Origin of the sequence: Acaryochloris sp. 'Moss Beach' (assembly GCF_021497025.1) — a bacterium.
Classification (GTDB): domain Bacteria; phylum Cyanobacteriota; class Cyanobacteriia; order Thermosynechococcales; family Thermosynechococcaceae; genus Acaryochloris; species Acaryochloris marina_A.
Genome location: NZ_CP071717.1, coordinates 2,092,862 through 2,117,790, shown reverse-complemented (window position 1 = coordinate 2,117,790; position 24,929 = coordinate 2,092,862). Strand labels below are relative to the sequence as shown.

The following is a 24,929-nucleotide window of genomic DNA, read 5'->3' as shown; positions in this document are numbered from 1 at the left end:
GAATGAGCTTTCTTGAGCTTCATGACCACCATTAGATGAGAGTCAGTCACTCCCTACACTGCCATTGCAGGCTTGCTCACTTCCACTAAGAAACGAAGAGCCATCACCACATAGGGGCCACTTAGTTGGGAAGGCATTTTGTAGAACGCTTGCCAAGCCTTCGCTTTATCCTCATCATAGGAAGCTACCCGCTCAGGATGGGCATCCCACCAGGCTAGCCGCACCGCATGACCAATAATCACATCCAAAACCACATGATCATCAAACTGCAGATCGGGATTTGCCTCCACCACATCGGCTAGCTCCAGCAACGCTTCCACATTGAGCTGTCGATATTCTGGAGCTGGAATCTTATTGAGTAGATGCTCAATCATTAGGGCAAAATTGGTTTCCCCTTCCGTCATCTCTGCCAGTAGATGCTCGCTATCCAGACGGTTCCGACGATCTAATTTTTCGCCAATCACAATACCGTGGGTATGTTTCAAGAGTCGCCAGACTTTGATGTAAAACTCTCGGGGCACCCGATTAAGAGACCCTTCAACCTGGCGCTTCACCAGCCAATCTTCAGGTTCGGCAGCATCCACCTGTGGTGCAGGCTGAGTCAGTCCCCAATTCACCTCACCCCCACAGCAGACAATGTGCAACGATTCTTGTTGATGCAAACTCTTATGCACCTGATCATAGGCAGATAGAACCTGGCGTAAGCGAGATTTCAAATCGTAGGGGCTCAGTTGGGTCAGCCGCTCATAGGCCTCATCGTGGGTAACCTGCTGCTCCCGAGCAATCTCACTGGTGAGGAGCAAAATCAGATAGCCAATTCTAAGGGTCAGTAAACCTTTCACCAACAGCGGTTCTGATTTAATCAACAGATCGAGATAGATCAAAATCTCTTGTGTGAGCACGCGATCGCGTTCATCTTCCCGACAAAATTCATTGATTCGGGCCACAATTGCTTGTGCGGGTATAGGCGTGTTGATTAAAGAATGCTCAGTGTAGGACCGTCCTACCAGGATCTGTTTCTGATGGGCCAGTAGATTAGTCACAGCATCGGACAAGCTAATGTCCACCATGTGTAATAGACCTGCTGCTCGCCGAACAATTGACCAATGCTCTGCTTGGGCGGCATTGAGATAGACCTCGGTCAACAGAATGCGCAATGTTACCGATTGTTCCTGCTCCCAACCCATCTCGTCATCTAGCGAACGCTGATGAATCAGGAGATGCAGCACTTCTACCTGCTCATATAAATTCTCTGACTGTTTGAGGGTACTCAGTAATGTATCAATGTCCTGATTCCATTCCAAGGTCTGTTCCTGCAGATGAGTCAGGGGATGACAGTGCTCTGTGTTAAAGGATAAATAATGGGTGGGAGCCTGATCGCCATAATCCTTTGAGGGAGAAGGTGTCGTCTGTTCTAGTCCCACAACATCAATGACAGCACTACGGTTTATAAAGTCGCTTAATACTCCCACCTGAACCTGTGCCGAAATCTGTGACTCCCCTGACGACAAAGATTGCAACAGTTCAATCAATGGGGCCTGCCCCATTTTGATCATGCGATGAGTGAGTAAAAGCGTCAGCGTTGGCGGTTGGTCAGCGATCCAATAGCGCTGTAAATAAGCCAATTCACTGTGAAGTTGCGAGATCAGGAAGTGAATGTCTAACGTCAGATAAAATTCCCGGTTATCAATAAAAGAAGGTAAAAAGACAATGTTTTCCCCTGCAATCCGATAGAGATGGGAGGTCATTAAAGTCCGCATCCGTTTATGCGGTCTTCCCGAGAGCCCTAGCTTAGGATTCTGACCCAACTGATGGTAAATATCGGTCAAATCATGGGCTGGTCGAACTTGTAGCGGGGCAATCTCTTTTAAGGTTTCCGTGGTTATCCCTGCTGCAGTCAATGTTGCCTGCAAAGCTGGGTCTTCAGCTAGTAAAGCCACTTGCAGGGTTTCAGTTCCCATCTTTAGGGCTTGGGGCTGATGATGACGGCCCAGAGGGTCGATATCATCCAAAGTAATCAACCCTTCATCGACGAGTTGTCCCAATAGGTATAAACTCTGCGCCCAGACTAGAGGGATATTTTGATTGGGTACTCGATCTTGACTATGGGGCTCAGCTTTTTCGGCTTCTATCCGGTCTTCCGGCACAATGTACAGCTCAGGCAGCAGTGACCAACCCTCTTGCTCTACGCCTAAATCTTGCAGTCGTGTTCTGTAGAAGGTCGCTTGAGTGGCATCCCCTTGGAACAGGCTATCTAAAAATAAATAGGTGAAAAATAGTGGCCATTCGCTTTCAATATCTTCAAACTGCTTCAGTTCCCAGGTTTCATAGTGCAGACGGATATGGTCTTCGAGAACGGTTTGATGACCATCTCGCAAAAAGCGTTTACAGCCGTATCGTCCTTGCAATTTATCGATAATTTTGGCTCGGGTGCGGTCTACGAGGGTGCGATCGCACACCGCAAACGCTGGAAACCCAATCACACTCAAAACCGCAGCATCCACCTCTTTCGATTTAGATTCTCTTGGTAATAGAGCCGCCAACTTCATTTCCGTGCGAGCAATCTCATCCGCCATCACATGGATGACCGCAGTCGGTCCACCCCGCTCCCCCATAATATTCAGGCCATTCATGGCCTCTAGGGCAGCTTTAGCCATGCCCACAGAACTAGCATTAATCTCCGCAGTGCCTGTATTAATTTTGTTGCCCCGTTCCCAAATCCCATAGTCTGGCGTCCGGTAAGCGCGGGAAATGTAATAAACCAGATTTTGAACAAAATTAACTTCATCCAAACTGTAGACACTCAGAAGACCCGAAGCAGTCATCTGAGCCATCATCAACAAAAATAACGAGGTGGCATCAATTTGTAAATGTCCCCAGGCATCATCATCCACAACGACATCACCCGTCGGGGTATCGTACTTAGCATGGAGGGCATCCAGGGGCGCTTGAGTATGTTTAAAAGTCTCCACTTTATGGGCCTGCCGCATCATCGCTCGCAGCAACCCCCGCATCAGCCGGACGACGCTTTGCTCTAGCAACAATGTCCGGGCTGGATCTGACTGATCCTTACGGTAGGCCAAGGCCAATCCCCAAACCGCCAGAATGCTATAGACGTTGTCGCGCACCCAGGCATCCGTATAGTCTCCATGAATGTTGACAGCCGTGCTCGCAGGCAACAAACCACTAACCGGATGCTGCCGCGATAAAATCATGGCATTGAGTTGTCGGTAATAATTATCCAGCCGATCAGACTGAGAAGAAGTCATATCCATGGGTGATGCAGCCTAAAAAATTGCTAATTCTAGAGGTGAATTGACAACGATTTTTTTAGGATTCCCATTGATATGAAGCGCTACACTTTACCGAAATAAAATACTGTTTTTATGCCCACAAGATTTTCCGCTCAATCCGTGGCAAAGAACGGATAGCCCTATCAATTTGCGGAGACGGTCCAATAGACCAGTGGTTTAGAGCAGGCTGCCCCCATCAGTGTCTATCTAGAGCCAACCCCAGGCATTTGGTTCTAGCAGTGCAGGCTGATCTGCTGGTTTTTCTGATTCAGGAGCCTGATTCGGGTCTAAAATTTTGATAGCACGATCAATATTAGGATTAATTTCCAACTGCTTCGAAATATTCAGTATTCCTTCACCCACAATCATATTGGCCTCACCCATACTAGTTACTCTCTCTAGTCGTTGATGCATGGCATTAAATGCTTCTCGGAGCACGCCGAGGTATGGGGAGTCTGGTAGGACCTGAGTGATCTGGGCAATTTCAGCGCGGACCTGGGATGTACTTAATTTGGACTGAATCGGCGTTGTTTGAGATGGGCCTCTCAAAGGAACGGTTGTTCCTGAGCAGTCTTCCAGCTCAGGCAACACCAATGCCATCAGCGGCACGGAATAACAGCCAATACACATTATTTATCTGCTTGAGAGTAATGCCCTGATTTTACCAGGAGACTATCTAGATTACTCACCAGCCGTTACCCAGGCTGTGCTTACTCCTGCAGAGAGAATGCAGGTCAATCCCTACTGGTTCTGCCTATCTTAATTCCCCAACTGAATAAACCCTAAAACCTGACCTTCAAATTTCTATATCTTCCGGTAACTGGTCAGGACAATCAATGCGTAAATCTTTATCACCAAAGGGAGCATCTACAAAACCGCAGTGATGGGGATGTTGACTGTCTGGATACTGATTGGGATGGAAGAACTGACAGGTCAAGCACATCCGTGAAACAGTGATATAGCCTTCCGCTTGCAACCTACGGATAATCTTGATTAGCCCTTTGAGAAAGATCTCTTGTTCAAACTCAGTCAGGTCATCAATAGCAGAAAGCAAAAAATCAGACCACCCCATCACTTGTTCTGCTTGCTGAATGCCCTTGGCGGATAAAGTAATCGAGATGGCTCTGGCATCTTCTTTCGAGCGTTGTTTATCGACCAAGCCCTTTTTGCTTAAAACCGCTACTGCATCACTTGCAGTGGGAGAAGTAACCTCTAAGACATCAGCAACCTCCGACAGCCGAATGCCAACCGGTTGACGATCTCGCAATAGTGTCAGGATCTTGCCTTGTGTAGGCGTTAGTCCTTGCAGGTTCGCATCATGCCATGCCTGACTCTTGAGCACCATACTAATTTTCTCTAGCCCTATGCCCAACCGTTGGCGTAGGGGGGGATCTGTTGCATCATGTGAAGCCTTTGACATAGATACCTTCACCTCCTTGCAGCAATCGAACACTCTTAAATTCTAAAACGCTTGCGAGAGAACTGCGATGAGATTTCTTTGACAGAATTATCGTCCATAGTTAATATTTAGGAGTCCTAAATTTAGGAGTCCTAAATATAATGCAAGCCACTTTTCAACAATACCTTCAGCTTGATGCTCCAACCATCGATAGTCTTCTCCCGCTAGAACTGACAGACTTTTTGGCCCTACCCGCTGTAACTGAATTATTGGGAAGCCTAAATGCAGGATTGCTTCGTGAGACCTTGCCAACGGCTGGACAGGTCTTAGCCAAGCAGCTCCCTCCTTTTTACGACTGGCTCAAGCAAGAGTTAGGGGTTGATAAGGTGCCTGATAGTCCTGATCATGCAACCAAGTGGGTTGTGGCATTTCTAAATAATCAGGAAAGTCTGACACACCTCGTGGAACTTCATAGCCCCATCCCAGAGAAAGCGTTGCAACGCTCCATTCCCCGTTTGGTGTCAGCTTTTGATGGCGTGGAAGAAGATAACGTACGTCTCGAATGGCAAAAAACGGTTGCTGCACTTTGCCTAGTTCTTGCTGTTGGAGCCCATGAAACAGCCTCAGCTGCCACTTAAAGCCTATTGCAGCCCTGAGGGGGCGGGGATAGAGAAGAGAACCAGCTGTACACACGTAACGACTGGTTCTTTGTTTGCGGTGGCCATATTGCAATTGCCGTTGACCCATCTGATTTTGATAGTCGCTTTCTTCACCAGATATTCGGATAACTAGTTCTGCAGCTAATGGCATAATCCCTGTCGCTTTGATGGAACGTAGGATTTTTTATAAAAAATATCAAGGAACCGATCAGTCGTTTGGACGACTTGGAAACATCAATACCTTGGTCTTGTCATCAACAATGCAGGTGAGGGGCGTGTTGTTGCATCAGATTCACTGAGATACAGACATTATTCCTATTGGGGTTAGGTTAGAGTCGGGGTATGCTTGGAAAAATCGCTGTACTATTGCGAAGCTAAGGTAAAGAGGCAAATAATAGCAGAATAACCAAACTATCCCTTCAGAGAGAAATGTTTGACCTCCATGACACAATAGTCAACAGGTGTAATTCAGCAAGCAATAGAGGCATACTACAGTCATCTCTCTTTTAACCATTCACCCTACCGCGACTGACAGCCCGAATCGTGAGTAACCTTGAGCAGGATCAAAGACAACGTTTCAGACATCTATTCATCATTGATGATGCCGAAGGGCGTCGAACCATTTCCTTAGAAGCTGCCACCTACTCGATTGGTCGAGATGTTACCAATTCGATTGTGTTGCACTCCAAAATGGTGTCTCGCCAACATGCGATTTTGCTGCGGGTAACCGCCCCTGAAACCTCTAATTTTCTCTTCCGAATTATTGACGGTGACTTGCAAGGGAAGCGCAGTACAAACGGCTTGATAGTGAACGGTCGTCGCCTGTTCTCCCATGACCTCAAACATGGTGATGTGGTCATTTTTGGGGGTGATGTCAAAACTAAATACTTTGTCGTTTCCAATCTGTCAGATGCCGATTTCGATAAGTTCTGTGAGGCCACAGATCTATCGATGATTCTGTCTCAGTCTGTCAATCCTTTCCAAACTTTGGTCCCGGATGACGCTGACTTACAGAACATGAGCGAAGCCTCTTTAGTGCGGATGGCCTCTTTCCCCGAGTTAACGCCTAGTCCCATTCTAGAAATGGACCTGCAGGGGACCGTCACCTATCTCAATCCTGCTGCAGTCATGCAGTTTCCTGATATTTCTAAAGAAGGGGTCGCACACCCCATGTTGCAGGGACTGTTGAAGATGTTGCAAACGGAGCATTCTTCCAGAAGTAACTTCTTTGTCCGGGAAGTGGAAATGGATCAAAATATTTATGAACAATCCATCCACTACATTGTCGAAAGCGACCTTGTCCGCAGTTACGTCACTGATATCACTGAGCGTAAGCGGGCAGAGGAGAAACTTCGACATACGGCTCAGCGAGAATCCATTATTAATCGCATTGTCCAAGCGATGCGGGGGACGATGGTCACCGCTGAAGTATTGCAAATTACCGTGGGCCTGTTGACGGAGGCACTGGGAGCTAGCCACTGTCTGATTGTTCAGATGAATTCAGATGGCGAATTAGCGGATCATTATGTGAGTGATACTGCTATTGGGCATCAGGAGCTCATTCAAGCCAATGAGCTGTTTTTGCGACATTCCCAAGAGACCTTAGCTCAAGGACAACAGGTTGTTTTCGCAGATACCAATGACCTCGATCTAGAACTGATTGCTATTTGTGAGCAATGCAATATTCAGACCCTGCTCATTTCTCCTCTGCAATACTTACAAAACTATTTAGGTAGTATTAGTCTTTACCATTGCCAGGAGGCCACTGAGGATGGTCTTCCTCTAGACACTCGAACGTGGAATGCCGATGAACGTGGATTGGTGAAAACGATTGCGGATCAATGTGCGATCGCAATTCATCAAGCCCAACTCCACCAACATGTCCAAGATCTGAACACCAATCTGGCCCATCAAGTCGAAGAGCGCACCGCTCAACTCCAGCAGAAAATGCGAGAGTTAGAACGCTTAAACAGCCTCAAAGACGATTTCTTGAGTACCGTTTCCCATGAATTGCGGACGCCTATGTCCAATATCAAAATGGCGATTCACATGCTCAGCCAGTTTCCCCTCGAGCCTCGGCAGCGCCGCTACATCAAAATTCTGGATGCCGAATGTAGTCGAGAAACAGAACTCATCAACGACTTACTAGATCTACAGCGCCTCGAAGCAGGTGGCAATCAATATAAGTCCGAACCGATCAAAATTCAGGTGTGGCTGCCCCGTGCCCTAGAACCTTTTCAATCACGGATTAAAGATCGGGAACTCAACCTGCGGATAAACTGCGACCAAAGCATCCCCACCTTCCATTCCGATCGCATCAGCCTGGATCGAATTTTGGCAGAGCTATTAAATAATGCCTGCAAATACACTCCACAAAGCGGTGAAGTGTCCCTTACCCTGCAGTATCTGGAATTCCCTAAGCCGATGTTGCGTCTGCAGGTGACCAATGAAGCTGAAATTCCGGAGCAGGAGCTACCGCGGATTTTCGATAAGTTTTATCGAGTCCCCAACGCTGACCCCTGGAAACAAGGGGGAACAGGCTTAGGACTAGCCCTCGTCCAAAAGCTGATTGAACAGCTCGAAGGTGAAATTTCTGTGTCTAGTCGTCAGGGAACCACCACCTTTATCGTCAAGTTACCCTACAAATCGTCTCTCCCTCCCGCTACCGGCGCCAATTAGGTATCTTCAAAATAGATGTCTCTTGGTGTTTTCTGAATGCCCTCGACTGCTGATTTACTAGCAACCCTACCCGCGCCATTTTTGGCCAGTTTGCAACAGGCCGATCGTCGCTGGAGTCAACTGCGCCAAGGTCCTCCTGCCCAGGTTCCCACTGTCGTCCAAGAAAGTCCTGACCGTCTAGGCGCTGTGGACTGGGATGTCGTGATTTGTGGCGGCACCTTAGGCGTCATGATTGGCACCACCCTGGCTTTACGAGGTTGGCGAGTCTTAATTCTAGAGCGAGGCATTCTCAAGGGACGCGAACAGGAATGGAATATTTCCAGAGCTGAGCTGTCGGTTTTAGTGGAGCTAGAGCTGCTGACCGAAGCGCAACTGGAAGTCGCTATCGCCAGTGAATTTAATCCCAATCGTATTCAGTTTATGGGGGGACCTGCTGTTTGGGTTCAAGATGTCCTCAACGTTGGGATTGACCCCGTCTTTTTATTGGACACACTGAAAGCCCGATTTCTAGAAGCTGGAGGTCATCTACAAGAACAGACCGCCTTCTCCCATGTTGTGGTTCATCCTGATGGGGTTGCGATTCAAACAGACACGACCCTAACGGCCCGACTAATGCTGGATGTGATGGGGCATTTCTCTCCCGTTGCAGCTCAGGCTCGTCAAGGGCAAACCCCTGCCGGTGTCTGCTTGGTGGTCGGCACTTGTGCTGAAGGATTACCGGCCCGAGAAACCGGAGATTTGTTGGTATCTTTTACCCCCATTGAAGATCGGTGTCAGTATTTTTGGGAAGCCTTTCCAGCTCGAGATGGCCGCACGACCTATATGTTTACCTATGCCGATCTCCATCCCCAGCGCCCCAGTTTAGAGCATGTGTTTCACCATTACCTGGAACGGCTTCCCGAGTACCAAGATACTGATCTGGTAGAGGTCAAAATCCTGCGGGCCTTATTTGGCATGTTTCCCAGCTATGAACAAAGTCCGCTCCAGTACCCGTGGGACCGAATTATGCCAATGGGGGACAGTAGCGGCAGTCAATCGCCCCTTAGCTTTGGTGGATTTGGAGCCATGATTCGGCATCTACGTCGTCTCGATGCAGGCATCCATGAAGCCCTCAGTGCCGATGCTCTAGGGACAAAGGATCTCAACCTATTGCAACCCTATCAGCCGAACCTATCTGTAACCTGGCTGTTTCAGCAATCCATGCGGGCTCCCGCCGATCGAGATCTGAATCCCCACCAAATCAATCAGCTTCTCAAGGTCGTTTTCCAGGAAATGGAGAAACTCGGAGACCCTGTCCTCAAGCCTTTTCTCCAAGATATTGTCCAGTTCCCTGCTTTATCCCAAACTTTGTTACAAATCTCACTGCGTCATCCGCAACTGACCCCTAAAATTTTGGGGCATGTGGGTTTAGGAGCTTTATTCAAGTGGATGCCCCATTACATGAGCTTGGGACTATATAACGAGCTGCATCGCCTGATCCCTGCCTTGAAGCAGTGGAGTCAAACCCTCAGTCCGAAACAACAATACTATTGGCAACGTCGATTTGATGGATGGACCTATGGGACTGGGCACGATTATGAGTAAGTTTACCTTGACAAAAAAACAAGATCAATTTGCCTATACCGCATCCGTGAAAAAATGTTAAATTCGAGTAAAGATATGTTACTGATTCCTAGTCAGTCCTGCTCATGACAGGTGTGCCACCCTTTACCCTTCCTAGATCAACATTAGATGCCACACAAACTGTAGTGCAAGATGACTGGCCTGGATCTCAAAGAACATCACAACTCACCATCTTTTGTGATCTAGATGGCCCTCTGATTGATGTTTCTCAACGATATTACAAAACCTATCAGCTTGCCCTCGCAGAGACCCAAGCGTATATTCAGGCTCAAGGAGAAGCTTTATCGCTTATACCCCTGAGTCTTGATCAGTTTTGGAGCATGAAGCAATCGAAGCGACCGGATATCGAGATTGCCCACTTGTCTGGGCTTTCCGATAACTATATCGATTTCTTTATGCAGCAGGTTCAAGCTATCGTGAATCAGCCTTTGTTGCTGCACGAGGACCGCTTGCAGCCTGGTGTTCATGAAGCTCTAGAGCAGCTTCTGAATCAAGGTGCACAGCTGGCTGTCGTCACTCTCCGCTGTCAATCTCAAGTCGACCAAGTATTGCATCAGCACCATTTAACACGCTACTTCCGGTTGATCCGAGGGACTGATGATGCTCAGGCTGCCTACAAGAACTATGCCGTCTGCAAACAAGCTTTAATCCAAGATGCAATTAATGCCATGGGACTCACCAATCACCAACAAATCTGGATGATTGGTGATACGGAAGCAGATGTGTTGGCAGCCCAAGCCATGAAGATTAAAACGGTTGCGTTGACCTGTGGGATGCGTAACTATGCCTTCCTAAGCAGTCTGAGACCGACTAGCATCCAGAGTAATTTGCCGACTGCAACTCAATTGATTTGTAATCTGGCAGTAGCATCTCAATCTTAGCTACAGCTACTGTATCCACAGACAACACAGGCACCTCCAGAACACCCATTTACTTGATGGAGTTCTGCTCCACACTCAGGGCAAATAGAAGCCTCATGATCATGGTCGGCAATTGTGGTCCACGTGTCTGTGGGCATTAAGGTAACCACTTGGGTGCCATTGCTACTGCCGTTACCATTATTGGCAAGGGTTTGTACAGCTTCTTCTTGCCTGTCTGTGGGCTGTGTAGGTGCTAAGCTTTCGGGAGCTTCCTGCAATACCTTACCGATTAAATCTGCTAATCCTAGGATGCGATTGGGACCTAATCCTTCTGAATCTGCTCCTCGAATGCCGCGAATCTGGCGAGCAATGTCAGGAATAGGGATTTGGTTTGCAAGTAATAGGTTGATCAAACGTACAATCGCTTCGCAAAGCGACTGCACCTCGGTCCCTGACTTGCCCACAGTGACCCACATCGATTGTAATCCGCTATCCCCATAGGTCAGGTATAGCTCCACCTGCCCCCAGGTCATCGTAGATATTTGCCGTGTGAGTGCATTGGAATAGGTTCCTGGCTGAGCCAACGGCAGAGGATTAACGGATGTAGCCGTTGGTGGGGTATCCACAGCAATAGTCACCGCTTCTTCAATGGCAGTTTCTGCAAGGGCTGAATCTTCATTTACCAGTTCAGACTGGCTATCTTCCCCACCTAGATTGGTCACGGGATCCATAAAAGCACTGGGAAATTCAGCAATTAGCTGTTGTAATTGAGGGGCCAATGCGGGGTCAACATCAGGAGTTATAGCTGCAATGTCAGCCATTCCTGTAGCAGACTGCACCTGTTCAAAGGCATCTGGAAAGCTATCCATTAAGCCTAATAAATCATCTGTTTGAGTCATACTTTTTCCTTCGTCTGCGCCTTGCTGGTCTAGATTATGGGAACTAGGAGTCTTTCTCGCTATTGCCGACCTTAATGGGTTCAGAATCTAAGGTGCCGGACCGATAGATGGTGACACCTTTTAGCCCTGCTTTTGCTGCTAACCGATAGATCTGCTTAATTTCATCTACCGTGGCATGGGCTGGGAGATTGATTGTCTTAGAAATTGAAGAATCAATCCAGCTTTGCCATTTGGACTGAACTAGGATGTGCCAGCCCGGTGGAATTTCCCGGGCAATCTTGAAGCTAAGGGCAATCTCTGGATGCTGTTTACCATAGTCGGTATCGTTAAGGGATCCTGTTTGTTTGACAATTTCAGCATCTGCTTCCGGTAGGTCCAACTCATCTAAATAAGGATTGAGAATTTGCACCCAATTTTGTTTGCTCTGAGAGGCATCAACAAACACTTGCTTCCATAGGGTCAATCCAAAGTCAGGTTCAAATGCCCAGGAACAGGCTGCCAATTGAGCAATACTTCCCGTTGGTGCGATCGATAGCACCGTAGAATTTCGGCGAGGCACCTGGGTCAAATCTTGGCGATTGCTATTGTGGGCTTCTGTGCCGTTATGGTAGTTACCTTCACTATCCACCCACCGCTCGAAAGGATTACCCGTTGGGATGTCTTTAATTTGATCCCAGACACCACAAGCTCCTTTTTCGGCTGCGATTGCTTCCGAGGCTCGATAGGCATGATCCGCAATCAAACTGCCCCAGCGATCAATTTCTGCGAGGTGCTGGGCTGAATCATAGGGGATCCGAGCTAATTTCAAGTAATCGGCCCACCCCATAATGCCTAAGCCCAACTGGCGAAAGACATCACGGACATTATGCTTTTGATCTGGGGTCGCAAATTCAGATACATCCAGAACGTTGTCGAGGAAGCGAATCGCGATTCTAACCGTTTCGGCTAAGTCATCCCAATTAATCTCAACCTTGCCCTCCTGATTGCGACTGACAAACTTTGTGAGTACTAGGGAGCCGAGGTTACAAGCCGAGTTGGGGGGTAGGAAGATTTCTCCGCAAGGATTGGTACAGGTGACAAAATCCTTGATGGGACTCCGACGTTTGGCATTGTCAATCAGCAGTAAGCCGGGGTCTGCTGTTGCATGAGCATTTTCGGCCATGGTCTGCCAGAGCTTGTTGGCTTCTTCATCGCCTTGATCGAGCTTGGTAAAGAACTCATCGTCAAGCTGGACAGAAATATTGGCGTTATGCCATCTGCGATCGCGTTTCCCTTCTGGATTTAAATGGGTTTCTACCCAAGCCGTGCCGACCTCATTATGCAAGGCTTTGAGCTTCTCTTGATTTTTTTGAGAGAGTCCATCCTGTTGAGCAATTTGGGCTAATTGCTCAATCATTGACTTGGCAAAATTGGCATCAATGGTCGACTGGGTTTTAGCTTGAATGAATTCCCAAATATCAGGGTGTTTCCAGTTCATGGAAAATAGAAATGCACCCCTACGAGCCTTATTGCCTGTCGTAATTTTTTTGGAATTCTCTGACACCATATCTAAGACAGCGCAAGGACCCAGTGCTTTCCCATCTTGGAAGGGTGCGCCTTTGTGTCGAATGTATCCCTTTGTCCCTTCTACACCGATATTGATTCCGACCCCACCTCTGAATTTGGTGGTTAACACTGCATCTGAGACCAATTTGGTGATGTCGTGAATATGATCTTCGGTAGAAAGGACAAAGCAATTCAACAATCCGCGAGTGCCATGGTTACTGTTGGCCAAGATAGACCCACCGGGCACAAACTTCATGGGTTGCAAAATCGACAGGAATTTCTCTTGCCAATAGCGTTGCTGCTCAGGGGTAGATTCCGCGCTGGCAACATAGGCTGCTACTCGGTGAACTACATCTTCCCAAGACACTTCGTCTTCGATTAGGTATTTCTGTAAAACCGCTTTTTGGGATTCACTGAGTTCAGTTGTTGAAAATTGAGTGGCAACCATAGCAGATCTAGCGTTGAGGTCAGTAGGACGGAATGAATTCGCACTATATAGAATTTAGTTTTCCAAGTATTGCATGGCTATCCAGCTTATCCAGGGTAGCTAGCTAGCCGTGTTCAAAATAATCTTCTATAAGCACTATATGTGTGGTCATTGACCATAGATAAACACTATATATGCTTATTTGCTCTTCTGACACTTCAGTGCAAACATTTTTAGCTAAGGCCATTCAGTTGTCAAAAATAAGGCTGTAAAGCCCGCCTAGCTTACACTATTGATCAATGGCCTGAGTGCCTAATCCTGGTGGACAAGATCATTTCTTAATTGTTTTTTTAGTTGAGCAACATAATGCTCGATAACAATCCTTGGTTGATTGGGGTTGCCGGTCAAGACGTTTGGGTTTAATGCCGGTTTGCGATCGCAAGTCGATGCTGCCAACCCTCTGCAAAGTGTCTGATTCCAACAGAAGGACAGCTTAATTGTTACAATGCTTTACAAGAGGCAGTATCTTACCCTGGCCAATGCCATGACCAGTCGATACGTCTAAGCAATATCGTCCTAGATCTTCGCACCCATGACCTTGGCTGACCCAACATCCCAGCAGTCCCCATCTCTGCCCGCTGCCCCATCGACGGCAGATTTTCCTGGGGTAGCCGTGGCCACTGAAACCCCCTTGAACCTCACCTCCGCCATAGAATTTGAGGCCTACGATCCAGCTAAAATTCAGCAAAAATTCCAAGGTCAGATTTTTCGAGTTCTCCAGCGATGGATTACCATCCTATGGCCTTTTCTCTTGCTTTTTGTCCGGCGTTGGTGGGATAAGCGAACACCGACTTCTCCAAAACGGCAAAAACGACGGGCTGTGCAGTTGAGGGAAACGCTAACAGCCTTAGGTCCAGCCTTTATCAAAATTGGCCAAGCCTTATCGACACGCCCTGATATTCTGACTGGACCATTTTTAGAAGAATTATCCAAACTTCAGGACCAGCTGCCGGCTTTTTCAAACGATATTGCCTATCGATTTATCGAAGAAGAACTCGGTCGTCCGCCCCCAAGACCTGTATGCCCAATTAACCCCAGACCCCATTGCGGCTGCCTCCCTGGGGCAAGTCTACAAGGGGCAATTGCACTCTGGAGAATGGGTGGCAGTCAAAGTCCAACGCCCTGATCTAGCGGAGCAGGTGACCCTCGACATCTATATCTTGAGGGGCTTAGCCGCCTGGGTGCAAAAGAATAATAAATCTATCCGCAGCGATTTAGTCGGCATCCTCGATGAATTTGCAGGGCGCCTCTTCGAAGAAGTTGACTATACCCAGGAAGGTCGCAATGCTGAGCGATTTGCCCATCTGTATGAGTATCTTCCTGAGATCTATATCCCCAAAATTTATTGGGAATATACCAATCGTCGGGTCCTAACCATGGAGTGGATCACGGGGACCAAGCTTAATCAGCCCGAGAAAATCCAGGCCCAGGGCATTGATGCTCGTCACCTGATCGATGTCGGCGTCAACTGCTCCTTGCGCCAGCTTCTAGAGCATGGCTTTTTCCATGCCGATCCTCATCCGGGTAACTTGCTAGCCACGCCTGATGGCAAGTTGGCCTATCTCGATTTCGGCATGATGAGCGAAATCAAGCTTGAACAACGCTATGGCCTCATTAACGCCATCGTCCACATCATTAATCGTGAATTTGAAGCCCTAGCCCATGACTATGTGCACCTAGGCTTCCTAACTCCAGAAACGAATTTAGAGCCTATTATTCCAGCTTTGGGAGTGGTCTTTAACAACGCTCTAGGGGCTAGCGTTGCAGAACTCAATATTCAGAGCATTTTTGATCAGCTGTCTGAAATTATGTACGAGTACCCGTTTCGGGTGCCTTCCTACTACGCCCTGATTGTGCGCTCCTTACTCACCATGGAAGGGATTGCTATTGGGGTTGATAAAGAATTTAAGGTCTTGAGCGCAGCCTATCCCTACGTTGCCAAGCGTATTCTGACGGATCCCGCTCCTGAACTCCGGGAAAGTTTGAAAGACTTACTGTTTAAGGAAAACAGTTTTCGTTGGAACCGCCTCGAAAACTTGATGAAAAATGCCCGTAGCAACTTTGATTATGATCTCAGTGGCTCTCTAGACCAAGCACTCGATTACCTGTTCTCGGAACGGGGGGAACTGATCCGCGATCGGATGGCTCAAGAACTTGTCAATGGTATCGATGCCTTTGGACAGACCACTTGGCATGGGTTGACGGCTAAATTCCGAGAGCAAATGGGATGGGAGGTCGATGAAGCATCGGTGGCGGACTTAGAAGCTAATTTTGGTCATATCCAACGTATTTTTGGACTATTGCAAGAGACACCTGGTTTTGACCCTGTCAAGCTCGCCAGCGTGGTTCCTCCTTTGTTGATTAAGCCTGAAACCCAAGCCCTAGGCCAACAAATTGCTACAGGTCTTCTACAAAAAGCACTGGCCAGGATTATTCGAGAATTTCTATTGCCTGAATCGAGTGACTCTGCCAATGGAGCCAGGTCTATGCCACCCGCGCCCCTTTCTCCCTTAGCTAAGGCAAGTTAGGCTCTTCGGTGATTAATTTAATTTGGGGCAATAATAGCGGCAGACAGCCCCTTGGATCGGAGTCGTTTCGCTAACCGCTTTGCTGCTTCTATGGACTCTAGGGCCCCTGCTTGCACCTGCTGACCCCCCTGTACCATTCGTCAGGAAAGCAGTGGGGACTAGTTTTTGGGTTTTCTGGAGAGAGGCTGCATTGTTATAAGGAATCACCACATAAAACAAGCCTGTCTCTGATGTCTGATTCTTCAAAATGGGAGCAGGCTCCTGGGATAGTGTCGCTGATGGTTTTGGAGTTTCACTAGCCGGTTTTGGAGTTTCGCTAGTCGGTTTTGGAGACTTAGGGGTTGGGCTGGCGGCAGGAGATGCTGGAGAGGGGGATGCACTAGGCTTAGGCTCAAGGCGACTCAAGCTCTCCAAGTTGACATCAGAAAACTCTTTTTCAGATAAGTCGGGCCCTGGTGGTGACGTGGTCGCAGTAGGCGACTCTCTGGGCTTAACGGTTGGAGGACTGGACGCTTGAGATGGACTGGAATCTGGAACTTGTGCAGATGGCCGAGGCTGTTTGGGTGGCCATAGTTTATTGCGTAAGCCCGTGACATTGAGAAACAGCACCACGATAAATGCTCCCACAATGCTACCCCCCAGGAGGAACACAATTTTTTTGGGGGTAAAAGGATTGTTATTGGTTTCTGGTGGCGTCTCAGGTTCAGCAACAGCATCTTCAAGATGCTGACGTAGGGCTGTAGAAGAATCGAGATAGTCTTCAATGGCTGGGTCTAGTTTAGAAACATGAGGATCATTCTCGGCTGTCTCAGAGGGCAACGGTGCTCCAGCAACGTCAGCAGAACGCTTAAATCTGGGTGAAGGTTCTAATACTGCTTCTTGTTGTTCCAGGTTTGTCTCACTGTTCTCTGAATCAACAGCGGATTCGGTTTCAACCTGGAATAGTGCGAGTTCAGATGGGGGTGAGATCCTCTGCAACATCTTCTAGCTCTAATGCAGCAGGGATAGCGTCTTGTGATGCATTGTCAGCCAGGGGTTCCTCGGCGGCTCTCGCCTCTGACTGTGACGTCTCAGGTAGCATCTGTGGTTTACTGGCCTCTTCCTCTATATTGTGAGGCAACTCCGCCAGAGTCTGATGCTGGCGAAACAGAGACATTTCAGATTCAACAGTCATATCCAACGTCCCCAGAGCTGCTTTCAACAGAGGGTGGGGACCATTTGAACTAGTGGAGTGAGTCATAGCTAGAGGTCTTAAGAAGGAGCATATGCCCCAATACAGCCACAAGAACTATAGCTGTTTTCATGCTGGGTTGGGAGAGGGTGTGATGGATGACTAACGCTCAAATACCACTGGCCTTCTCACTCTAGAGAAATCGATTGAGTTGAATCGAGATCACCAGCTGTCACAGCTGAGTCCTGTAGACTTGGACCATAGAATTTGCCCCTAGAGAACTGTCTTGAGCTGCCAATAATACTGAGTGAAGGGATGTTTAATAGAATATTAAAAACTGTTACAGCTAGCCTGTGATGGTGACCGTCTTATCTGAAAATGGTCTTTGAAGACTTTTAAGCCATGAACAAAATAGATCCAATCTAAAGCGTTCTGCTCGGTCTCAGGTTACTATAGAAGGTGTGGTTTATAGATTTGATAGTATCTGCATCCGTTTATCACAGCAGCATTGGTTTACTGCGAATGTTTAACCAGTAGCAATGTTAGCTCTGGCTTCTGGTCAATGTAGAGCTATAAAGCTTTTAATTTTTTTTAGATTTTATCGACATTTAACAAGGAAGCAGGTAAGGAAGTTAAATAATGATGGAAAACACAATCACCTCTGTGATTACCTCATTTGACCTTCAAGGCAAATACATTGATGGTGGTGCTTTACAGCAGCTCAAGCATAGCTTCCAAATTGATGAACCGAGAGTTGAGGCCGCTGCTATCATCCGCGACAACGCAGCAGAAATTGTCAAAGAGGCGGTTGCTAAATCCTTGGATGTATCGGGTAGCGATGCTTTGCCAACGACCCGTCGTTATGCGGCATGTGTACGGGATCTAGATTTTTATCTTCGCTATGCAACCTACGCAATGGTTGCTGGTGATACGGCCATCTTGGATGAGCGAGTGCTGAATGGTCTCAAAGAAACATACCTAGCTTTGGGCGTGTCTCTCACTGCGACTATCAAGGCCATTCGGGCCATGAATGAGGTTGCCAGTGAAGTAGTGGGTCCTGCAGCAGGACGTGAGATGAGCCCCTATTTTGAGCATCTCTGTGCAGGCTTGAGCTAAGCTTTGCAGATTTAATTGCTGAACGACTTGAGATTTAATAAGCGCCTCCAAACATTTGGGGGCGTTTATTTTTTAAGGACTATTCCTGATCAACGACTTTTCCAGACCAGCGAAATTCTCCAGGTGTCATATTCTGTTGATTCGCCAACTGGGCAACCAATAGCTGAATGGGCAAAATTTCTAACAGGGGATGAAGGAAAACGTCCTCAATCTCGGGCAGTGAAATATGGGTTGTACCTACGGTGGGCTGGCCGATACAAACCACTTGCCCCCCATAATCTAAAATATCGGATGCAAGACGTTGATTGATGCCCAGAGTGGTATCAGGACTGGTTAAGACGATCGAGCCAATCTGAGGAACGATCATTTCTCTGGGGCCATGGCGAAACTGCCCCCCTGAATAGCCCTCAGCAGGTAAGCGAACCCCTTCTTTGAGCATCAAGGCGGCATTGTTTGCGGTTGCCAAGGCCGGACCACGGCCAATAATGCTGATATAGGTACTCGCTTTTAGGGTATTAAACGCTGTGGAAATGTCGGTTTGACTTTCTTTCAGAAAGGTTTGGGTATGGGATGCGATCGCATCCCCGTACTCAAAATCTTGAGGTTGCAGCTGACCGACTAATGCCCTGGCGATAAAGTGAAGCACTAACATCGAACTGGTATAGGTTTTTGTCGCAATACCCACTTCTGGGCCGGCTGCAGTGGGCAAAGCAACATCGCTATGGTCTGCCAACGTATTTTGGGCGGAGTTCGTAACGCTAATCAGCACAGGGGACTGTGCATTGTGATGACGATGAGATTCAATTTGCTCCACTAATTTCTGGATTTCAATACTCTCCCCCGATTGAGAGACGGCCACGATAATACTAGGGCCCTCTAGCAAGGTAGGGAGGTAGTGAATTAAGGCGGATGTTTCGAGATGTAAGGCGGTCTTACCCTGCTGATTTAAGTAAAACCAAGCGGGATAGAGGGCATTGTAGGAAGCCCCCATACCTGTGAGGAGGATAGATCTCTGGGGATATGCAGCTAAGAGAGACCAAACTTTATGGTGCTGATAGGTGTGAATAAGTGTGCGTAGAACTTGGGGTTGTTTCAGCACATCAGACTGATAACTCATGGGGCTGGATCTGAGCCAATAGGAGCGCCCGCCGGAATATCCTTGCCTTCCAAGGGAGCAGGCGTACAAGCCTTTTGCTGTTCCGGATTGAGCTGGCCAGCAGGAATGATTTCTGTGACTAACGATTCCAGCTGGGATCGATCCACCCAGCCAATCTGGGGAGAGGATGCTGTGGCTGTTGATGCACTGTCTGGATTCTCATCACTCAGCTTTTCATCGATGAGTTGCGCGACTGAATCAGCACTGGGATCTGCCCCTTCTTTTTCCAGTTTTTCATCTAACTTCTCTGGCGTCAGAATACCTGCCCCTTCTTGTTCTGACTGGTCTGTTACCGGTTGGCACGTTCGAATTCGCAGGGCCTGGATCGGGGCTTCTGGTGCAGTCTTATCAGGGGCAGTAGGGATGGATGGAGGAAAGATGCCATCAATAACCACCAAACTGTCACTTGGAATGGAAATCTTAGAGCCTAAAGCGATTGGCTGGGCTGAAGACTCAGTCGTTGCGTCTTCACCTTCTCCTGCATCGGCCACTCCGCCAATGCCCTGTAAGAGTGCTTTCGGATCTTTAACGATAGAGATCTCAATGGGATTGTCATTTATGCCTACTAATCGGAGGACATCCAACTTTTTGGCTTGAGCTAAATCTGGGGGAGGTGGGGGAATGTCCGGTGAGTTGGTAGTGGGCGTGGGTGATGAAGTAGAGTCAGCGACCGGTGAATTCAGAAAAGGGAGCTTGAGCAAGCCCAGCTGGTAGGCAACGGCACCGCCAACGCCTACTAAAAGCAATCCCAACAAAAGCCATAAACCGAATCCACCTCCCCGACCTTTCTGGGCCAGGGGTTGTGGTGCTTCGCTGGCGACTTGAGTTTTGGGTATGACCGTCGGCGGAGTGTTATCGACCGTGCTATTTGCTGGGGCAGGTGCTTCCGTTGGCGCACTGTTTAAGCCAGTGGTACCGGTGCCTTGGCGTTGACGGGTTACATGGCAATGCACCAGGCCAACGGTAACATTGTCATGACCATTGAGCTGATTGGCCAATTCGATTAGGCGTTTGCTCGTGCTGGCTAAGTCTGTGCCCCCTTGGAGGAGTGGCAGTAGCTCTTCTCGCCAAATCATCTCGATGCGATCGTAATCACTGAGACCGTCTGAGCACAGCAGAAATAAACAGTCTTCGTCTAATAGGAATCGCTGGACCGTCGGACGCAGGACTGAAGAAGAGGCCATTCCTAGGGCCTGAACCAAAGATCCGGAAGCGGGTTGGAGTAGGGCTTCCCGGTAAGGGACATACCCCAATCGCACTTCACGGGACGCAATGTCGTCGTCCACCATGATTTGGTAACAGCCTTGGGTTGTGATCAGGTAAGCCCGACTATCCCCAATATGAGACACATAAATTTGGTGAGTTTGGGATAACGCAGTTACCAACGTAGTTCCCATGCGTTGCCGGTCTTGGCGCTGTTCTTGGTCGTTCCGCTGACAAATGAGGTCATTGGCCTTAAAGGAGGCATTTTCTAATTCTGTGATGACATCAGCAGGGGAGAGATCATCAATCGGCAACTGAGTGAGGTGATCCCGTAGGGCTTCTATGGCAATTCCGGATGCGACTTCGCCACCGGCATGTCCCCCCACTCCATCGCAAACAATAGCCATCCGCTCTAACGAGTTTTGGGTGACTGCACCGTCGGCAGGATAGCAAGCATCTTCGTTATGCTCGCGAACCATGCCGGTATCCGTGCGAGTGGCAATATCTATTTTGACTCGATAGGCTTTGTGGACATTCTCAATCCAGCTTTCTAATTGTGCGAGCAGTTCTTCTGCTGATTCAATGTCACCGCTGGCTAATTGGTCACAGAGGCCATCTAGGGAGTCGGCTAGTTTGCCGCCGGTTTTCGGGATGAGCTGTTGCCACACTAAACCTAGGTCAGCCAGGCTGGGTTCTAAGCGAAAATCATTTTCTAATTCTAATAATCGAAACAGCGGTCCTTCGACCCGCAAGAAGTCAGGCTGCAATAAGCTCGATGCCACACCCTGAATCCGGAGGGGTTGCCATAGTTGAGCCATCTGCCAGAGCCAATGAAGCTGACGCAGGGGTTGGGCATTTGCCCAAGCGTCAAATAATGGCATGCCAGCTCCTAGGGCTAGTCCACCCTGGTTACTCGGATCTAGATCGGCATTGCCCAGGGGAGCTTGCTCTAGTAAAAGGATGAGAGAAGGTTCTGAATCTCCTAGAGAAAGGAGCGTATAAATTTGAGGTAGATGGAGGCGATAGGGAAATAGTTTTAGGTAAGGGACTAAGGTCTCCGGTAACTCAACACTCATTTTGAGGGGGATGCCCGGTTGCGTATCAAAGACAACTCTGGGACCCCGAAACAAAAAACGATCTTCTAGCAGGTCACCGACTTGAAATTTATCTGCACGAGCGCCCACAACCCAAAGGAAGCGTTTCGGTAAGTATGTCCCACATTTTTGGCAAAACTGATCTCGATCAGAGTTGGCTGCTCGACATCTGAGATTGGGACAATGCAATTGGGGTTGGGATTGTGGCATGTGCGTAATTAACGGATGGGGTCCTTGTCAGTCAGTATCTAAATATTGCCCATATTCATGAGACTAATAGAGATACATCACCTGGACGATAGTATTAAAGCTATTTTTACCTGAGAGTGTTGGAGAGCTAACACATATGTAAAGATGTTTAAACCTAAATACTGTTACATTAGCCTCTTCTAGACCTCAAAGTGTCTCTAGTTTAAGTGTCAACCTCAATCTTTCAATCAGAGCAATTATTGTTTACACCAGGAACGCCAACACCCAATAGGCTTCCGCTTATTTTCGCATTTCCAAACACGTACTGTGTAGGAATTACTAGTTTGGGCTTCCAGGTCGTTTGGGCCATGCTGTGTGCACGCTCTGATCTACAGGTTAGCCGACTTTTCACAGATGTCCATGAACCCTTACCCCAACAGCCCCAACTATTGGGTTTTTCTCTGTCCTGGGAATTGGATTATGCCAATATTTTGCAGATGTTGGAGGATTTGGATATTCCGTTGCGTAGTGAGCACCGGACTGCGGCCCATCCCTTAGTCTTTGGGGGCGGGCCAGTGCTCACTGCGAATCCCGAACCCTTTGCTGATTTCTTTGATGTGATTCTGCTGGGGGATGGCGAAGAGTTGCTGGGGCAGTTTGTGGATACGTTTCAGACGGTTTATCAAGCTGATCGTTCTACCCAGCTGCTGACTTTGGCACAAGTGCCGGGGGTGTATATTCCCAGTTTGTATGAGGTGCAATACCAGGCATCGGAGGGTGCGATCGCAACTATCAAACCCAACTCTGCAGACGTGCCAGCCCAAGTCCAAAAACAGACCTATCGCGGCAATACCTTGTCAGCCTCAACGGTCGTCACCCCCAAGGCGGCTTGGGAAAGTATCTATATGGTAGAGGTGGTGCGCAGCTGTCCAGAAATGTGCCGTTTTTGCCTAGCCAGCTATTTAACGCTGCCCTTTCGGACCCCAGATGCGACCCAAACGTTACTCCCCCAAATCGAAAAAGGACTTGCTGTTACCAAACGCATTGGCCTTTTAGGGGCCTCTGTAACCCAACATCCAGAGTTTGATCAGCTGATCGACTACTTTGCCCATGCAGACCGAGATCAGGTGCGTTTGAGTATTGCATCCGTGCGGACCAATACTGTGACGGTTAAGTTGGCTCAGGTGCTTGCTCAGCGTGATACTCGCTCTATTACCATTGCCATTGAAAGTGGCTCTGAGCGATTGCGGCAGATTATCAATAAGAAATTACAAAATGATGAGATTTACCAAGCGGCTGCCAATGCTTATGAAGGTCAACTGAAAGGTATAAAACTGTATGGGATGGTGGGTATTCCAGGGGAAATAGACTCTGATGTCGAAGCGACGATTGAGCTAATGCTGCAGTTAAAGAAAGAGGTGCCTGGGCTGCGATTAACCTTAGGATGCAGCACCTTTGTCCCCAAAGCTCATACGCCCTTTCAGTGGTTTGGCGTGAATCCCACAGCCAAAAAGTCCCTGCAATTGATGCAGAAGAAGTTGCGATCGCAAGGGATTGACTTTAGGCCTGAAAGCTATAAATGGTCAATTATTCAGGCTTTACTTGCCCGCGGTGATAGACGAGTTTCCCATCTATTAGAACTGACTCGACACTTTGGTGATTCCCTAGGGAGCTATCGTCGAGCATTTAAGCAACTTCGAGGGCAAATCCCTCCTTTAGACTTTTACGTTTTTCAAGAATGGTCAACGGATCAAATTTTACCTTGGTCTCACTTGCAAGGTCCTCTGCCACAATCCACATTAGAAAAACATTTACTCAATGCCACAGATTTTATGTGAATTATAGAACCAAATAATTTATGGCATTAGTTGCTCAAATTCCTGCTCTTCTCTATGAAGCTGATCGATCTGTGGCGGTACTTTCCGTTTTTTTAATAGTTTTGAAATGGTTTTAATTCCGGGAAATATTTAGGATTTAAAGTAGCTATATTAGAGAATTCGGTATTTCTACTGGACTATTTTCCTTCCTTCGTCAGTTATATAGGATATAGCCGCTGTTGGTTTTTGGTGGATTTAGAGCACAGAAATAGGGTTGATCAGTCGTTGGTGGAGTCCATTCCAGGAAACGATGCCAATCTTTTGTTCTTTTAGAAAAAATAATTGTCTATTCTGTTCGGTCACTCCATATCCTGCTGGAGTGATTAAATGCATGAAACTTAAGAATAGGCCATGTTTTTTTAGTGCCTATTTATTTCTATATGGGCATTTTTTTATGTCTTGAAGTATCTCTAGGCTAGGTAATTCATCTATGTCGATTAATTTGTTTATGTTTTACTATGCTGCGTAAGCTATATTCTTCATTCTTTCTTGTTTTTAGTTTGGTGGGTGTTGGTAGTGTCGCAACATCGATTGCGCTAGCTTGTACAGACCATTCTTCTCAGCCAGTCAACCCATCTAATATCCAAGCCTCTACCAGTCATAGTTCTCATCGCCCAACGTGGTCACATGAGATGCTGGAGGCTCATAATCAATGGCGTCAGCGAACGGGTATTCCCCCGCTCACTTGGTCGGATGATTTGGCAACCCATGCCCAAGCCTGGGCTAATCATTTAGCTAACGATAATTTTCGGCTCTACCACCGTCCTAATAATCCCTACGGTGAGAACTTAACGTGGGCGGCTCACCAACAACTGTCACCGACCCAAGTGGTGAATATGTGGGGCGATGAAATCAAGCACTATGATTACGAGACCAATCGCTGCTCGGGGGTCTGTGGTCACTATACTCAGCTGGTTTGGCAGAAAACGACGGAAGTGGGTTGTGCCAATATTCGCTCTGGTTCTCAAGAAATTTGGGTGTGCAATTACAACCCACCTGGCAACTATCGAGGCCAAAAACCCTATCAAACGGTTCTCAAATCTGATCCAGCAAAACAGATTCTGAAGCAGACTATATCCCGATCAGGGCTACAAACCCAGCTAGAGGTTGGACAGGAGAATGTTTTTCGGCATACTCCCTAACTTCGAGTT

General features: G+C 47.8%; 17 protein-coding genes and 1 pseudogene. 9 read left to right on the top strand and 9 right to left on the bottom strand.

All coding sequences use genetic code 11. The annotated features are described in order from the left end of the window. Window positions 1–53: 53 nt before the first annotated feature. The 3 genes from HRE53_RS09825 to HRE53_RS09815 form a co-directional block, all read right to left on the bottom strand. A complete protein-coding gene (locus HRE53_RS09825; protein ID WP_235110211.1) occupies window positions 54–3,275 on the bottom strand; it encodes a glycoside hydrolase family 15 protein in 3,222 nt (1,073 codons plus the stop codon). Window positions 3,276–3,500: 225 nt separating this feature from the next. Beyond that, window positions 3,501–3,893: a hypothetical protein gene (locus tag HRE53_RS09820; protein ID WP_235110210.1), complete on the bottom strand. Its 393-nt coding sequence runs from the start codon at window positions 3,891–3,893 to the stop codon at window positions 3,501–3,503. A gap of 196 nt (window positions 3,894–4,089) precedes the next feature. Further along, a complete protein-coding gene (locus HRE53_RS09815) occupies window positions 4,090–4,713 on the bottom strand; it encodes a MarR family winged helix-turn-helix transcriptional regulator (RefSeq protein ID WP_212663265.1) in 624 nt (207 codons plus the stop codon). A 140-nt stretch (window positions 4,714–4,853) separates the two neighbouring features. Between HRE53_RS09815 and HRE53_RS09810 the strand changes: the two genes are divergently transcribed. The 4 genes from HRE53_RS09810 to HRE53_RS09795 all read left to right on the top strand — a co-directional run bounded on the left by HRE53_RS09810 (window position 4,854) and on the right by HRE53_RS09795 (window position 10,534). Continuing rightward, on the top strand, window positions 4,854–5,330 hold the full coding sequence (locus HRE53_RS09810) for a hypothetical protein (RefSeq protein ID WP_235110208.1): 477 nt from the start codon (window positions 4,854–4,856) through the stop codon (window positions 5,328–5,330). Between the two features lie 564 nt (window positions 5,331–5,894). Continuing rightward, window positions 5,895–8,030 carry an ATP-binding protein gene (locus HRE53_RS09805; protein WP_235110207.1) on the top strand — a complete coding sequence of 712 codons (2,136 nt, stop codon included), beginning with the start codon at window positions 5,895–5,897 and terminating at the stop codon, window positions 8,028–8,030. Window positions 8,031–8,066: 36 nt separating this feature from the next. Continuing rightward, window positions 8,067–9,614, top strand: a complete 1,548-nt coding sequence (locus HRE53_RS09800) for an FAD-binding oxidoreductase (protein WP_235110204.1) — start codon at window positions 8,067–8,069, stop codon at window positions 9,612–9,614. Window positions 9,615–9,718: 104 nt separating this feature from the next. Next, window positions 9,719–10,534, top strand: coding sequence for an HAD family hydrolase (locus tag HRE53_RS09795; RefSeq protein ID WP_235110202.1), 816 nt, complete (start codon window positions 9,719–9,721; stop codon window positions 10,532–10,534). Here HRE53_RS09795 and HRE53_RS09790 read toward each other — a convergent pair. Together HRE53_RS09790 and HRE53_RS09785 are read right to left on the bottom strand one after the other, a co-directional pair. After that, window positions 10,531–11,412 carry a ribonucleotide reductase gene (locus tag HRE53_RS09790; protein ID WP_235110200.1) on the bottom strand — a complete coding sequence of 294 codons (882 nt, stop codon included), beginning with the start codon at window positions 11,410–11,412 and terminating at the stop codon, window positions 10,531–10,533. The genes HRE53_RS09795 and HRE53_RS09790 overlap by 4 nt on opposite strands. A 43-nt stretch (window positions 11,413–11,455) precedes the next feature. After that, a complete protein-coding gene (locus HRE53_RS09785; protein WP_235110198.1) occupies window positions 11,456–13,405 on the bottom strand; it encodes an adenosylcobalamin-dependent ribonucleoside-diphosphate reductase in 1,950 nt (649 codons plus the stop codon). Between the two features lie 571 nt (window positions 13,406–13,976). On the opposite strand from HRE53_RS09785, the pseudogene HRE53_RS09780 reads away from it, so the two are divergent. Continuing rightward, window positions 13,977–15,972, top strand: a pseudogene (locus HRE53_RS09780) (ABC1 kinase family protein). Between the two features lie 17 nt (window positions 15,973–15,989). Here HRE53_RS09780 and HRE53_RS09775 read toward each other — a convergent pair. Continuing rightward, entirely contained in the window at window positions 15,990–16,109 is a 120-nt protein-coding gene (locus tag HRE53_RS09775) for an SPOR domain-containing protein (RefSeq protein WP_235110197.1), read from the bottom strand. 110 nt (window positions 16,110–16,219) lie between these two features. Here HRE53_RS09775 and HRE53_RS09770 point away from each other — a divergent pair, with 110 nt between their 5' ends. After that, window positions 16,220–16,489 (top strand): hypothetical protein, encoded by a 270-nt coding sequence (locus tag HRE53_RS09770; protein ID WP_235110196.1) that lies wholly within the window; start codon window positions 16,220–16,222, stop codon window positions 16,487–16,489. 435 nt (window positions 16,490–16,924) lie between these two features. Here HRE53_RS09770 and HRE53_RS09765 read toward each other — a convergent pair whose 3' ends face one another. Continuing rightward, window positions 16,925–17,212, bottom strand: a complete 288-nt coding sequence (locus HRE53_RS09765; RefSeq protein ID WP_235110195.1) for a hypothetical protein — start codon at window positions 17,210–17,212, stop codon at window positions 16,925–16,927. A 573-nt stretch (window positions 17,213–17,785) separates the two neighbouring features. Between HRE53_RS09765 and HRE53_RS09760 the strand changes: the two genes are divergently transcribed. After that, window positions 17,786–18,259, top strand: coding sequence for an allophycocyanin subunit beta (locus HRE53_RS09760; protein ID WP_212666406.1), 474 nt, complete (start codon window positions 17,786–17,788; stop codon window positions 18,257–18,259). A 79-nt stretch (window positions 18,260–18,338) separates the two neighbouring features. Here HRE53_RS09760 and HRE53_RS09755 read toward each other — a convergent pair whose 3' ends face one another. Beyond that, window positions 18,339–19,376, bottom strand: coding sequence for an SIS domain-containing protein (locus HRE53_RS09755; RefSeq protein ID WP_235110194.1), 1,038 nt, complete (start codon window positions 19,374–19,376; stop codon window positions 18,339–18,341). Further along, window positions 19,373–21,922 carry a protein phosphatase 2C domain-containing protein gene (locus tag HRE53_RS09750; RefSeq protein ID WP_235110193.1) on the bottom strand — a complete coding sequence of 850 codons (2,550 nt, stop codon included), beginning with the start codon at window positions 21,920–21,922 and terminating at the stop codon, window positions 19,373–19,375. Before HRE53_RS09750 ends, HRE53_RS09755 begins: the two co-directional genes overlap by 4 nt. 206 nt (window positions 21,923–22,128) lie before the next feature. On the opposite strand from HRE53_RS09750, the gene HRE53_RS09745 reads away from it, so the two are divergent. Then, window positions 22,129–23,739: a radical SAM protein gene (locus HRE53_RS09745; protein WP_315876436.1), complete on the top strand. Its 1,611-nt coding sequence runs from the start codon at window positions 22,129–22,131 to the stop codon at window positions 23,737–23,739. A gap of 497 nt (window positions 23,740–24,236) precedes the next feature. Then, window positions 24,237–24,920 carry a CAP domain-containing protein gene (locus tag HRE53_RS09740; protein ID WP_212663252.1) on the top strand — a complete coding sequence of 228 codons (684 nt, stop codon included), beginning with the start codon at window positions 24,237–24,239 and terminating at the stop codon, window positions 24,918–24,920. The last annotated feature ends 9 nt before the right edge of the window (window positions 24,921–24,929 follow it).

Coding starts and splice junctions, on each gene's coding strand:
- HRE53_RS09800 (WP_235110204.1), top strand. CDS start 8,067: ATGCCCTCGACTGCTGATTTACTAGCAACCCTACCCGCGCCATTTTTG.
- HRE53_RS09775 (WP_235110197.1), bottom strand. CDS start 16,109: ATGGTACAGGGGGGTCAGCAGGTGCAAGCAGGGGCCCTAGAGTCCATA.
- HRE53_RS09815 (WP_212663265.1), bottom strand. CDS start 4,713: ATGTCAAAGGCTTCACATGATGCAACAGATCCCCCCCTACGCCAACGG.
- HRE53_RS09785 (WP_235110198.1), bottom strand. CDS start 13,405: ATGGTTGCCACTCAATTTTCAACAACTGAACTCAGTGAATCCCAAAAA.
- HRE53_RS09790 (WP_235110200.1), bottom strand. CDS start 11,412: ATGACTCAAACAGATGATTTATTAGGCTTAATGGATAGCTTTCCAGAT.
- HRE53_RS09820 (WP_235110210.1), bottom strand. CDS start 3,893: ATGGCATTGGTGTTGCCTGAGCTGGAAGACTGCTCAGGAACAACCGTT.
- HRE53_RS09755 (WP_235110194.1), bottom strand. CDS start 19,376: ATGAGTTATCAGTCTGATGTGCTGAAACAACCCCAAGTTCTACGCACA.
- HRE53_RS09810 (WP_235110208.1), top strand. CDS start 4,854: ATGCAAGCCACTTTTCAACAATACCTTCAGCTTGATGCTCCAACCATC.
- HRE53_RS09825 (WP_235110211.1), bottom strand. CDS start 3,275: ATGGATATGACTTCTTCTCAGTCTGATCGGCTGGATAATTATTACCGA.
- HRE53_RS09795 (WP_235110202.1), top strand. CDS start 9,719: ATGACAGGTGTGCCACCCTTTACCCTTCCTAGATCAACATTAGATGCC.
- HRE53_RS09750 (WP_235110193.1), bottom strand. CDS start 21,922: ATGCCACAATCCCAACCCCAATTGCATTGTCCCAATCTCAGATGTCGA.
- HRE53_RS09760 (WP_212666406.1), top strand. CDS start 17,786: ATGGAAAACACAATCACCTCTGTGATTACCTCATTTGACCTTCAAGGC.
- HRE53_RS09765 (WP_235110195.1), bottom strand. CDS start 17,212: ATGACTCACTCCACTAGTTCAAATGGTCCCCACCCTCTGTTGAAAGCA.
- HRE53_RS09740 (WP_212663252.1), top strand. CDS start 24,237: ATGCTGCGTAAGCTATATTCTTCATTCTTTCTTGTTTTTAGTTTGGTG.
- HRE53_RS09770 (WP_235110196.1), top strand. CDS start 16,220: ATGGGAGCAGGCTCCTGGGATAGTGTCGCTGATGGTTTTGGAGTTTCA.